Source organism: Bartonella massiliensis, assembly GCF_902150025.1.
Classification (GTDB): domain Bacteria; phylum Pseudomonadota; class Alphaproteobacteria; order Rhizobiales; family Rhizobiaceae; genus Bartonella; species Bartonella massiliensis.
Window position 1 is genome coordinate 19,582 of sequence record NZ_CABFVS010000025.1, and the last position, 11,808, is coordinate 31,389.

At 40.0% G+C, this 11,808-nt stretch carries 14 protein-coding genes and 2 tRNA genes; 2 read left to right on the top strand and 14 right to left on the bottom strand.

Translation table 11 applies throughout. The features are described 5' to 3' along the window. Nucleotides 1–11: 11 nt before the first annotated feature. From FNZ60_RS06400 to FNZ60_RS06450, 11 genes are all read right to left on the bottom strand, one after another. Nucleotides 12–632 carry an NADH-quinone oxidoreductase subunit J gene (locus FNZ60_RS06400; RefSeq protein WP_142416814.1) on the bottom strand — a complete coding sequence of 207 codons (621 nt, stop codon included), beginning with the start codon at nt 630–632 and terminating at the stop codon, nt 12–14. A gap of 96 nt (nt 633–728) precedes the next feature. Then, nucleotides 729–1,220, bottom strand: a complete 492-nt coding sequence (nuoI, locus tag FNZ60_RS06405) for an NADH-quinone oxidoreductase subunit NuoI (protein WP_142416815.1) — start codon at nt 1,218–1,220, stop codon at nt 729–731. A gap of 14 nt (nt 1,221–1,234) precedes the next feature. After that, nucleotides 1,235–2,281: an NADH-quinone oxidoreductase subunit NuoH gene (gene nuoH, locus FNZ60_RS06410; RefSeq protein ID WP_142416831.1), complete on the bottom strand. Its 1,047-nt coding sequence runs from the start codon at nt 2,279–2,281 to the stop codon at nt 1,235–1,237. 22 nt (nt 2,282–2,303) lie between these two features. Continuing rightward, complete coding sequence (gene nuoG, locus FNZ60_RS06415) at nt 2,304–4,373, bottom strand: NADH-quinone oxidoreductase subunit NuoG (protein ID WP_142416816.1); 2,070 nt, start codon at nt 4,371–4,373, stop codon at nt 2,304–2,306. A gap of 62 nt (nt 4,374–4,435) precedes the next feature. Continuing rightward, on the bottom strand, nt 4,436–5,743 hold the full coding sequence (gene nuoF / locus FNZ60_RS06420; RefSeq protein WP_142416817.1) for an NADH-quinone oxidoreductase subunit NuoF: 1,308 nt from the start codon (nt 5,741–5,743) through the stop codon (nt 4,436–4,438). 148 nt (nt 5,744–5,891) lie between these two features. Beyond that, nucleotides 5,892–6,563, bottom strand: coding sequence for an NADH-quinone oxidoreductase subunit NuoE (gene nuoE / locus FNZ60_RS06425; protein WP_142416818.1), 672 nt, complete (start codon nt 6,561–6,563; stop codon nt 5,892–5,894). Further along, on the bottom strand, nt 6,563–7,753 hold the full coding sequence (locus tag FNZ60_RS06430; protein ID WP_142416819.1) for an NADH-quinone oxidoreductase subunit D: 1,191 nt from the start codon (nt 7,751–7,753) through the stop codon (nt 6,563–6,565). The genes nuoE and FNZ60_RS06430 overlap by 1 nt, the downstream gene beginning before the upstream one ends. 118 nt (nt 7,754–7,871) lie before the next feature. Next, nucleotides 7,872–8,480: an NADH-quinone oxidoreductase subunit C gene (locus tag FNZ60_RS06435; protein WP_185913496.1), complete on the bottom strand. Its 609-nt coding sequence runs from the start codon at nt 8,478–8,480 to the stop codon at nt 7,872–7,874. A 17-nt stretch (nt 8,481–8,497) separates the two neighbouring features. Then, nucleotides 8,498–9,079: a NuoB/complex I 20 kDa subunit family protein gene (locus FNZ60_RS06440; protein ID WP_142416821.1), complete on the bottom strand. Its 582-nt coding sequence runs from the start codon at nt 9,077–9,079 to the stop codon at nt 8,498–8,500. Continuing rightward, nucleotides 9,070–9,435 (bottom strand): NADH-quinone oxidoreductase subunit A, encoded by a 366-nt coding sequence (locus tag FNZ60_RS06445; RefSeq protein ID WP_142416822.1) that lies wholly within the window; start codon nt 9,433–9,435, stop codon nt 9,070–9,072. Before FNZ60_RS06445 ends, FNZ60_RS06440 begins: the two co-directional genes overlap by 10 nt. 293 nt (nt 9,436–9,728) lie before the next feature. Then, a tRNA-Asp gene (locus FNZ60_RS06450) sits at nt 9,729–9,805 on the bottom strand. 173 nt (nt 9,806–9,978) lie between these two features. On the opposite strand from FNZ60_RS06450, the gene FNZ60_RS06455 reads away from it, so the two are divergent. Next, a tRNA-Val gene (locus FNZ60_RS06455) sits at nt 9,979–10,054 on the top strand. A 173-nt stretch (nt 10,055–10,227) separates the two neighbouring features. On the opposite strand, the gene FNZ60_RS06460 is transcribed toward FNZ60_RS06455, so the two are convergent. The 3 genes from FNZ60_RS06460 to FNZ60_RS06475 all read right to left on the bottom strand — a co-directional run bounded on the left by FNZ60_RS06460 (nt 10,228) and on the right by FNZ60_RS06475 (nt 11,425). Continuing rightward, nucleotides 10,228–10,455 (bottom strand): hypothetical protein, encoded by a 228-nt coding sequence (locus FNZ60_RS06460; protein ID WP_142416823.1) that lies wholly within the window; start codon nt 10,453–10,455, stop codon nt 10,228–10,230. Between the two features lie 116 nt (nt 10,456–10,571). Then, on the bottom strand, nt 10,572–10,799 hold the full coding sequence (locus FNZ60_RS06470) for a hypothetical protein (protein ID WP_142416825.1): 228 nt from the start codon (nt 10,797–10,799) through the stop codon (nt 10,572–10,574). After that, the gene (locus FNZ60_RS06475) at nt 10,796–11,425 is read right to left on the bottom strand and encodes a lysozyme (protein WP_142416826.1); all 630 of its coding nucleotides are present in this window, start codon (nt 11,423–11,425) and stop codon (nt 10,796–10,798) included. Before FNZ60_RS06475 ends, FNZ60_RS06470 begins: the two co-directional genes overlap by 4 nt. A 149-nt stretch (nt 11,426–11,574) precedes the next feature. Here FNZ60_RS06475 and FNZ60_RS06480 point away from each other — a divergent pair. Continuing rightward, a partial coding sequence (locus FNZ60_RS06480) for an Arm DNA-binding domain-containing protein (RefSeq protein WP_142416827.1) occupies nt 11,575–11,808 on the top strand: 234 nt, incomplete at its 3' end.

The window sequence follows — 11,808 nt, forward strand, 5'->3', positions numbered from 1 at the left end:
ATAGCCCCCCCTTAAATACCTTTACCTGATTCAACTTGCTTAATTTCAATGGCACTTTCTACCGTTCTAGAAACTTGCTCTGCAATAGATTGTCGTTTGACTCCCGATTTATGACGAAGTGTTAAAACAATAGCACCAATCATTGCAACCAATAAAATTATTCCAGCAATTTGAAAATAAAAAACATAATCCGTATAGAGAATATCACCTAATGCTTGTGTATTGGTTCGTTGCGCTAAATCTGGCATGGGTTGCGTAACATGCGTTCTTAAGGCTGGAGAGAAATAACTACTCACAAAAACAACAATCAATTCTACGGCCATAATAACGCCAATAAGAGCTCCAATAGGTGCATATCGAAGAGCGCCACTCTTTAACTCAGCAAAATCAACATCCAGCATCATAACGACAAATAAAAATAAAACAGCAACGGCTCCAACATAAACAACAAGTAGAATAAGCCCTAAAAACTCTGCTCCTGCAAGCAAAAATAAAGCCGCAGCGTTAAAAAATGCAAGAATTAAAAACAAAACAGAATGCACAGGATTGCGTACGGTAATAACAATCACTGCACTTGTTAGCATAATAAAAGCAAACAAATAGAAAAATGCCACCGCTAGATCTGTTAGCATAGGCTTCTCCTTAATTATTTAAACGATTGGTATAAAAATTTCATACCAGATTACAATTTATCGGAAAATTATCCGACACCTCATTTAACGATACACTTAACGATAAGGCGCATCTATCAATATATTTCGAGCAATTTCTCGCTCCCAACGATCGCCATTCATTAAAAGCTTTTCTTTATCATAATAGAGTTCTTCACGCGTTTCTGTTGCAAATTCAAAATTTGGGCCTTCAACAATAGCCTCTACTGGACAAGCTTCTTGACAAAAACCGCAGTAAATACACTTAACCATATCGATATCATAACGAATAGTTCTACGTGTTCCATCATTACGTCTCGGTCCAGCCTCAATTGTAATCGCTTGTGCTGGGCAAATCGCTTCACATAATTTACAGGCGATACACCGTTCTTCACCATTGGGATAGCGACGCAGCGCATGTTCACCACGAAAACGTTGAGAAACAAAACCTTTTTCATAAGGATAGTTAATCGTAGGTTTTGGCGAAAAAAATTGACGCATCGCTAAGAAAAAAGCACTCACAAATTCTAATAGAAGGAGTGACTTTGCTGCCTGAATAAAACCTGACATCGTAAAATCTCCTCTTAGATGAAATTTGTAAATTTTAGAAAAGCAGCAGTTATTACAACCATTGCTAGTGAGAGAGGAAGAAAAACCTTCCAACCAAGCCGCATGAGCTGATCATAACGATAGCGCGGAACAAATGCTTTGACCATAGCAAACCAAAAAAACACAAAACAGACTTTTAAAACAAACCAAATGATACCAGGAACCCAATTAAGCCACCAAACATCTAAAGGAGGAAGCCAACCGCCTAAAAATAAAATAGTTGTCAAAGCACACATTAAAACAATAGCAACATATTCACCAAGGAAAAAAAGCATATAAGGCGTTGAAGAATATTCAACCATGTGACCAGCAACAAGTTCAGATTCTGCTTCTACTAAATCAAAAGGGGGACGATTTGTCTCTGCAAGCGCAGAAATAAAAAATATAATAAACATTGGAAAAAGAACGAGCCAATTCCAATCGAGAAAACTGTTAAAAGGAAGACCAAGAATTGTTCCAAGCCCATGACTTTGTTTCAAAACAATTGTTGTAAGATCCAGTGATCCACTTATTAAAATAACGGTCACAAGCACAAAACCAATGGAAACTTCGTACGAAACCATTTGTGCCGCTGAACGAAGAGCTCCTAAAAAAGGATATTTTGAATTTGATGCCCAGCCCCCCATAATAACACCATAAACTTCAAGAGATGAAATAGCTAAGATGTAAAGCAAGCCAACATTAATCTTCGCAACTTCCCAACCTTCATTGACAGGGATAACAGCCCAAGTTGATAAAGCCAGTGTCGCTGAAACAAAAGGAGCTAAAAGAAAAACTCCCTTATTGGCACCAGCAGGGATAATAGGTTCTTTCACAACAAATTTAATTAAGTCTGCAAAAGATTGTAGCAATCCCCACGGACCAACAACATTGGGACCACGCCGCAATTGCACCGCAGCCCAAATCTTCCGATCCGCATAAAGAAGATAAGCAATAAAAACCAACAGAACAACGAGAAGAAGAAGTGTTTTTCCAACGATAATAAGTAATGGCAACAGCCAAGTCATAAAGAAGTCATACATCATTATTTCTTTTCCTTTGCCCTTACTCTACAGCTTGTATAGCACGGCTTTTTGCAAGAGATGAACATTCAGCCATAATGGCAGAAGCACGTGCTATCGGATTTGTCAAATAAAAGTCTTTAACCATAGAAGTAAATGCTTGACTCTCTAAGGAAACCATTTTTGAACCAAGGGCCTTAAGATCACTTATATCAGAAGGCATGATATCATCAACGACATAAAGATGTGGATAATCATGAAACACGCACTGCCTTAATTGAGAAAGAGAATCAAAGGGAAGTCTTTGTCCTAAAATATCCGATAAAGCACGCAAAATAGCCCAATCTTCCTTTGCTTCACCTGGCGCAAAACCAGCTCGATTTGTCATTTGAACACGTCCCTCTGTATTGACATAAAGCCCTGATTTTTCAGTATAGGCTGATGCAGGCAAAATAACATCAGCAGCGTGTGCACCATTATCACCATGACTCCCAATATAAACTTTAAAAGCTTTTGTATGGGCTAATTCCACTTCATCAGCACCAAGTAAAAATAAAACCTCACAGGTTTTAAGAATATTTTCAACCCCAAGCTGAGAAGTAAAGCCTATGTCTAACCCTCCAACGGTTGAGGCTGCATTATGAAGAACGCCAAACCCATTCCATTCCTCACTAAGAGCACCAATATTATCCGCTAATTTAGCAAGGCTTTTTAAAACAGATAATCCTTCATTTCCACAAATCGCCCCCTCGCCGATAAGAATGAGAGGCCTCTTTGCTTCTTTTAAAACATTAAAAAAAGCATCCTCTCCACGAATAAGTGTATTTAATGCATCACTTCCAGATCCAAGATACGAATAAGGATAACGTAAATCGACTTCCTCTCCAATGAGCGCAATAGGAAAATTTCCCATCCGTTGGCGCTTTAAAATACGTGCATTTAAAACAGCAGCTTCATGGCGTGGATTGGAGCCCACAATAAGCAGGGCATCAGCCTGTTCGATCCCTGCAATTGTAGGATTAAAAATATAGCTCGAACGCCCAAATTCAGGTGATAAAGCCCCCCCTCTTTGACGACAATCAAAAAGTTTTGAACCCAACGAGATCAGTAATGTTTTAAGAGCATACATTTCTTCAACAGAAGCAAGATCCCCAGCAATGGCTCCAATTTTTTCTGGCAAAACCTTAGAGATCATCATTTTAATTTTCGCAAAAGCTTCTGTCCAACTGGCTGGTTGAAGCTTTCCGTCTTTACGGACATAGGGTCTATCAAGCCGCTGTGTCCGTAATCCATCCCAAATAAAACGGGTTTTATCAGAGATCCATTCCTCATTTACATCTTCATTCGTACGTGGCATAATCCGCATAACCTCGCGACCACGGCTATCAATACGAATAGCACTGCCAAGCGCATCCATCACATCAATCGATTCTGTTTTAACCAACTCCCAAGGACGAGCATGAAACGCATAAGGTTTTGATGTTAAAGCCCCCACTGGACAAAGATCAATGACATTCCCCTGTAATTCAGATGTCATCGCTTTTTCAAGATATGTCGTAATTTCAGCATCTTCACCACGACCGATCAAACCAAGCTCAGAAATACCGGCTACTTCCGTTGTAAAACGAACACAACGTGTGCAATGAATACACCGTGTCATAACCGTTTTAACAAGAGGCCCAATATATTTATCTTCTACAGCACGTTTATTTTCTGTATAACGAGAACAATCTCGTCCATAAAGCATTGCTTGATCTTGAAGATCGCATTCTCCCCCTTGATCACAAACAGGACAATCCAAAGGATGATTGATGAGAAGAAATTCCATCACACCTTCACGTGCTTTTTTCACCATCTCGGTATTGGTAAAGATTTCTGGCGCTTCACCGTTAGGACCCAATCGTAAATCACGAACCCCCATAGCACAAGAAGCCTGAGGTTTTGGAGGTCCTCCCTTGACCTCAACCAAGCACATACGACAATTTCCAGCAATTGATAAAGTTTCATGAAAACAAAAACGCGGAACTTCAGCACCCGCCGCCTCCGCTGCCTGAAGTAACGTGTAGTAATCAGGGACTTCAATCTCTTTACCATCAACTTTGATATTTATCATCACCCATCCAACCTGTGGACAATCCACTTAAAATTTGCATTCGGCTGCTCTTAAAAAATCTTCTATCCCACTGCTTTCAAAGCAATATTCTTTCTTTGAACAACATTTCGCGTATATTCATCAATTCTACGCTCAATTTCCGGACGAAAATTACGTATCAATCCCTGTATCGGCCATGCTGCTGCATCACCAAGCGCGCAAATAGTGTGTCCTTCAACCTGTTTAGAAACATCAAACAAAAGATCAATTTCGCGTTTTTGCGCTCTTCCCTCAACCATACGCCCTAAAAGACGCATCATCCACCCTGTACCTTCACGACACGGCGTACATTGACCGCAACTTTCATGTTTGAAAAAAGCCGCTATACGCCAAATTGCCTTAATAATATCCGTCGATTTATCCATAACAATCACACCACCAGTGCCAAAAGAAGACCCAACATCACGCATGCCATCAAAATCCATGATTGCATCTATCATCTCTTCTCCACGAACAACGGGACAAGAAGCGCCTCCTGGAATAACAGCTAAAAGATTATTCCAGCCACCGCGAATACCACCGGTATGTTTTTCAATTAATTCACGAAAAGAAACACCAAGAGCATCTTCAAAGGTACAAGGGGCATTCACATGTCCAGAAACCATAAACAATTTCGTTCCGACATTATTTGCCCGTCCAATAGACGAAAACCATGAAGCCCCACGACGTAAAATGGTTGGAACAACGGCTATAGATTCGACGTTATTAACTGTTGTTGGACAACCATAAATCCCCATATTGGCAGGAAATGGTGGCTTGAGACGAGGTTGCCCCTTTTTCCCTTCAAGACTTTCGAGAAGCGCTGTTTCTTCACCACAAATATAAGCACCTGCTCCATGATGAATAATAATATCGCAAGCATGACCATATTTTGTTTTTTTGCCAAGCAAGCCTGCTTCATAACATTCATCCACGGCAGCTTGAAGCGCCTCACGTTCACGAATATATTCACCACGAATATAAATAAAAGCAACATTGGCGCCCATGGCAAAAGTAGCAATTACACATCCTTCGATCAAAGTATGGGGGTCATGCCGTAAAATATCGCGGTCTTTACATGTTCCAGGCTCTGATTCATCAGCATTAACCACCAAATAATGAGGACGACCATCACTCTGCTTTGGCATAAAGGACCATTTCATGCCGGTAGGAAAACCAGCACCACCACGACCGCGTAAACCTGACGCCTTCACCTCATCAATGATCCAGTCACGACCTTTATCAATAATCTCTTTCAGACCATCCCAATGCCCACGCAACATCGCAGCCTTTAATGATTTGTCTTTTAAACCATAAATATTGGTGAAGATACGATCTTTATCAGCTAGCATACCCCACCTTTTTTTCTATTGCCCGTAGCATTTTTAGCTTTTCCTCAAATGCAATTTTTAAAAACTTCTTAAAACTTTCTACTTTTAATCAAATGTTGTTATAACATGGGGTAAAATAATAAAATATCTTTTCAAGAGAGACATTTAACTAAGACCCTATTTCCTTATGATCCTTTTTCTTTGACGATTTAAGAGATTTCTTTTTTTCTTCATCATCAAGAAGAGATGTTAAACCACTCATTGGTTCTGACGATCGACGACTGTTTTGTGGACCAACCGCTATCTCAGACCCCTTTCCTGCCTCAAATGCATCAATAATCTCTTCAAGGCGTTCAGCCGTGAGATCTTCGTAAGTATCTTTAAAAATCATGACCATAGGAGCATTAACACAAGCACCAAGACATTCCACCTCCTCCCATGATAATGTTCCATCCTGATTGGTCGTAAAAGGCTCATGATGAATTTTTTTCTGACAAACTTTAATCAATTCATCAGAACCACGTAACATACAAGGAGTCGTACCACACACTTGAATATGTGCTTTTGTTCCAACAGGCTTAAGCTGAAACTGAGTATAAAAAGTAGCAACCTCTAAGACTCGAATATACGCCATAGAAAGAATTTGAGCAATATGCTCAATGGCCGCACGCGTTACCCAACCATCTTGCTCTTGCGCACGCATTAATAACGGAATAACAGCCGATTGCTCACGCCCAACAGGATATTTTTCTATGGTATTTTTCACCCATATCTGATTTTCCTTTGTAAAAGAAAACTCTGCGGGCTGATAGGCATCATCTGCAAGACGGCGTACGGACATTAGCGATCAACCTCCCCAAAAACAATATCAATCGAACCCAAAATAGCTGTAGCATCCGCCAACATATGGCCTCGGGTTAAAAAATCCATGGCTTGGAGATGAGCAAACCCAGGAGCACGCAACTTAACACGATAAGGCTTATTGGTTCCATCAGAAACAAGATAAACACCAAACTCACCCTTTGGTGCTTCTACAGCAACATATACTTCTCCAGGAGGCGTATGAAAGCCTTCCGTATAAAGTTTAAAGTGATGAATCAGTGCTTCCATTGAACTTTTCATTTCGCTCCGCTTTGGCGGTACAATTTTACGATCCAAACTCGAAACAGGTCCATTTTTTTCACTACCAAGTAATCGTTCTACGCATTGACGCATAATTTTCGCTGATTGACGCATTTCTTCCATACGAATAAGATAGCGATCATAACAATCACTATTTTTTCCGATAGGAATATCAAATTCCATTTCATCATAACATTCATAAGGCTGACTTTTACGCAAATCCCATGCTATACCAGCTCCACGGATCATAACCCCAGAAAAACCACGTGCCCAAGCTTCGTCAATATTGACAACCCCAATATCCACATTACGCTGCTTAAAAATCCGATTTGGCGTCACAAGCGCATCAAGTTTTTCAAGAGCAACAAGAAACGGATCAATAAAATTACCAATATCCTCAACCAAAGATTCCGGTAAATCTTGGTGCACGCCACCGGGACGAAAATAGTTTGCGTGAAGACGAGCGCCACAGGCACGTTCATAAAAAATCATCAATCTTTCACGTTGCTCAAACCCCCAAAGCGGTGGAGTTAAAGCACCAACATCCATCGCCTGAGTTGTTACATTAAGCAAATGATTAAGAATACGCCCAATTTCAGAAAATAAGACACGTATTAATTGCCCTCTTTTAGGAATTTCAATATCTAATAACTTCTCAATTGCAAGAACAAAAGCATGCTCTTGATTCATAGGAGCAACATAGTCTAAACGATCTAGATAAGGCCCCGCCTGAAGATAAGTCTTTGTTTCCATTAATTTTTCGGTGCCGCGATGTAATAACCCAATATGTGGGTCTACACGCTCAACAACTTCACCGTCCAATTCTAGAACCATGCGCAAAACACCATGCGCTGCAGGATGCTGCGGACCAAAATTGATATTAAAGTTTCGAACATTGACCTCAGCCACAATCAACCCCTTGCTTTCTTAAAAACTTCATATCAAATATTAAAGAAATCTATCACACTAAAAAAATAATTATTTAAGAAATACACTACTCTAATATAACACCTTATCAAAACCAATTTTATTTTTCTCCATCTGCTTTTCCATCGCAGGGTAAAATATATTGTCCTCCTTCCCAAGGAGAAAGAAAATCAAAATTACGCATTTCTTGGCGCAAAACAACGGGCTCATAAATCACCCTCTTTGCTTCATTATCATAACGGCATTCAACAAATCCTGTCACAGGAAAGTCTTTGCGTAAAGGATGCCCCTCAAACCCATAATCTGTTAAAATCCGTCTCAAATCCGGATGACCTGAAAATAAAATTCCATACATATCATAGGTTTCGCGTTCATACCACTCTGCACCAGGATAAACCGTGCAAGCCGAAGCAACAGGAATATTCTCATCCGTACGAACTTTAACACGTAAGCGTAAATTCTCACGAGGAGACAATAATTGGTAAGATACATCAAAACGCTTATCGCGAGAAGGATAATCCACACCACTAATGTCTGTAAGGTTAATAAATTGACAGCGAGAATCATCACGAACAAACGTTAAGACATCAGTAATTGCATCAAGACGTACCACAATGGTCAATTCACCAAAAGCAAGAATGGTCTCTTCAAGCTTATTTCCTAACTTATTTTCCAAATAAGCAGCAAGTTCAACCAATGCTTCATTCATCATGACAAAAAAACTCTCTATCGCTCTATAGATCCGGTACGACGGATTTTTTTCTGTAATAACAATATGCCGTATAATAATGCCTCTGCTGTAGGAGGACACCCTGGAACATATATATCAACAGGTACAATTCGATCACATCCACGCACCACTGAATAGGAATAATGATAATATCCCCCACCGTTTGCACACGACCCCATAGAGATCACATAACGTGGTTCTGGCATCTGATCGTACACTTTTCTTAAAGCAGGTGCCATCTTGTTTGTTAAAGTACCTGCCACCACCATCACATCTGACTGACGGGGTGAGGCTCGTGGTGCATATCCAAAACGCTCATTATCATAATGCGGCATTGAGCATTGCATCATTTCAATAGCACAACAAGCCAAACCAAAACTCATCCACATTAAAGAACCGGTACGTGCCCAAGTAATCAAAGCATCAGCCGAGGTAACTAAAAAGCCCTTATCTGATAATTCAGCATTAATATCACGAAAAAACTTATCATCTGATCCTATCAATTCACCAGTACTGGGATCAATGATTCCTTTTGGTTTTGGAGCCGTAATTGTTGGACTATTAGATCTTAATTCCATTCAAGAGCTCCTTTTTTCCATTCATATATAAATCCAATAGTCAAAATTGCTAAAAACACAATCATCGACCAAAAGCCAAACACACCTATTGATTCGAATGAAACAGCCCAAGGAAAAAGAAAAGCAACTTCAAGATCAAAAATAATAAATAAAATTGATACTAAATAGAAACGAATATCAAATTTCATACGCGCATCACTAAATGAATTAAACCCACATTCATAAGCCGATAACTTTTCAGGGTCGGGTGAACGATATGCTACAATGTAAGGTATAATCAACAAAACCCCCGTAATAACCGCTGACACAATAATAAAAATCAAAACCGGTAAATAAGAGCTCAATAAATAAGCCATAACCCTCTTCCATCGTAACGAAATGCCTGAGTTTAACACAACGACTCGATATTGCGAGTTCAAACAGACAAATTTAATAATCGCTCTATTAATTCTACTCATAATGCCCGAAAGGTATACAGAGCGATATTTTTCTTATTGGCATAGGTAACGCAGAGCAAAGAAAGACGCAAGTCCTATTCTTATAAACCATATAGAAAGGAAGAACATATCCCCCCTAAATCAGATACTCCACCACCTAACCCACAGTATATGAATATCTTTAAAAGTGATTTCCATAAGAAAATATTAAATGGCGCGAGTGACGGGGCTCGAACCCGCGACCTCCGGCGTGACAGGCCAGCACTCTAACCAACTGAGCTACACCCGCGCACTTTTTTGAACCAATTTATTTTTGGTACAAGCGGTCGTGTAAGGGGTTCGTTCGTTTATGTCAAGAAGGATTATACATTTTTTAAAAAAATTATTAAATATCATCTTTATTCTTGCGTTTAGAAAAATTTTTCCTTAAAGAGGTCCTATTCAGTTGTTGATCATTGTATTGGGCGATTAGCTCAGCTGGTAGAGCGCCTCGTTTACACCGAGGATGTCGGGAGTTCGAGTCTCTCATCGCCCACCATATGCTTTTACTTCTCCTATAATTTATTGATTTTATGTGTATTTTAATGGGTTAGGGACGCTTCAATAAAAGTAAGGGAATAGGATTCTCCGACATGCCTCTTAATTATTGCGAATCAGAACTTCTTTTCGAGGTGATTTTTTTGCGATTTTAAAGAAAAGATTTTATGAGCTCTAACTTTTAGCTATCCATTTTTTGAAATGTGATAAGATATTGTCTAGGGCGTCCATAAGGCGAGAAAAATCGATTACAAACATAAAGACAATGAAGGATAACCACTTCATAATGCGTGACATCATCTTTAAGCCTTGATACGTCTCTATCATCTCATGAAGCAGTTGTTGTTCTGTTTCTGAGAGATCTTGTTCCGGTTTACGCTTGCTACTCATTTTGCCAACCACATAAGCGTGCTCCCTGTTGATTATGTTTCAAGATATCTCTTGCTAGGTTAGAACTAATGACCTCAACATCTTTATGGTCTAAATAAATTGGCAACCAACCAACACAAGAAACAAACCTATTTGCCGCGCACCCAACGAGACAAAGCAGAGCGCACACCAGCATCATTTTTTTGATTAACTTCATTTTCCACCTCAAAACGGGTTCTTGCTCTCTTTAAAGCATGCTCTGTTTGCTTTTGCCGTTCGCTCTTCTTGCCAAGGTGAAACGCTTTGGCTAAAGTCATTAAAAAAACGGCTAAAGCCGCTAACAAAAGAGACAGATTTCTTTTGAACCAAAAAATCACAAGCGCTGTTCCTTAAACCGCTTGGCAACAATCACCAGTCCTGTACACGCAGCTAAAACCATAATCCCTGCTAATGCCCATTGAACGGGTCCATTGCCTACCAAAAAACCTCCAAACCCTGAACAAGACCCGATAATCGGTGCAAGTGCTTCTATCTTTAAAAGACCCGTCGCCTCCTTCGTTTCTACCCTTTGATAGTTCGAAGCAACATAAGCCCCCTTTGCCCACAAACCAGCTTCTGCTGCGCGACGGTTGGCTAATCCCTGTAGAGGCTTACTGCCCACTTTATTCCATTTCTGTAATTCACTAGGAACGGCTTCGTAATCCCCTTGATTAAGCTTCTTCAACAACGTTGACTTACAAAAAGCTTTTGTTCCTACGTTATAACAAAACGACACCAATGCTGCGAATTGGTTATCCGTTAACGAAACCCTTACCGATTCCTCTACCGTCTTCTCAAATTGCTTTAAGTCTTCACAAAGGATTGCTTCTGCTTGCTCTTGGCTAATACACATGCCTTTTTTGACAAGCGGTTGACCAGCATCGCTGGTGTGACCATAACCAATAGTCCAGATACACGCCGTGTCTCTATAGGCTTCTACAAGACATTGATTTATAATGATAATTCACTGTTTTGTATGTTGAATGAGAGTCTCGAATAACGTAAGATTCTCTCATTCCAAAGCTGTTTATCTTGAATCAATCAAAACCACTCATTTGCACATAACAAGCGGGATGAGTGTGTGGATCAAATCTGTATAGGAAAGGACTAAAAATGGCTCTTATGAACCGTCTTAATGCAAGGTCTGTTGCAACATTGGGGGCTGGCAAATATAATGATGGTGCCGGCTTGTTACTCCATAAGCGTAAAGATGGAGGTGCTCAATGGATTTACCGTTATACCATTCATGGGCGCCGTCGTGAAATGGGCTTGGGTGCTTTAAGAGATGTTTCTTTAAAACAAGCCCGTGAATTGGCAACGGGGTGGCGTTCTGTTCTTCGTGAGGGT

Coding starts and splice junctions, on each gene's coding strand:
- nuoI (WP_142416815.1), bottom strand. CDS start 1,220: ATGTCAGGTTTTATTCAGGCAGCAAAGTCACTCCTTCTATTAGAATTT.
- FNZ60_RS06400 (WP_142416814.1), bottom strand. CDS start 632: ATGCTAACAGATCTAGCGGTGGCATTTTTCTATTTGTTTGCTTTTATT.
- nuoG (WP_142416816.1), bottom strand. CDS start 4,373: ATGATAAATATCAAAGTTGATGGTAAAGAGATTGAAGTCCCTGATTAC.
- nuoF (WP_142416817.1), bottom strand. CDS start 5,743: ATGCTAGCTGATAAAGATCGTATCTTCACCAATATTTATGGTTTAAAA.
- FNZ60_RS06435 (WP_185913496.1), bottom strand. CDS start 8,480: ATGAATGAAGCATTGGTTGAACTTGCTGCTTATTTGGAAAATAAGTTA.
- nuoH (WP_142416831.1), bottom strand. CDS start 2,281: ATGTATGACTTCTTTATGACTTGGCTGTTGCCATTACTTATTATCGTT.
- FNZ60_RS06440 (WP_142416821.1), bottom strand. CDS start 9,079: ATGGAATTAAGATCTAATAGTCCAACAATTACGGCTCCAAAACCAAAA.
- nuoE (WP_142416818.1), bottom strand. CDS start 6,563: ATGTCCGTACGCCGTCTTGCAGATGATGCCTATCAGCCCGCAGAGTTT.
- FNZ60_RS06445 (WP_142416822.1), bottom strand. CDS start 9,435: ATGGCTTATTTATTGAGCTCTTATTTACCGGTTTTGATTTTTATTATT.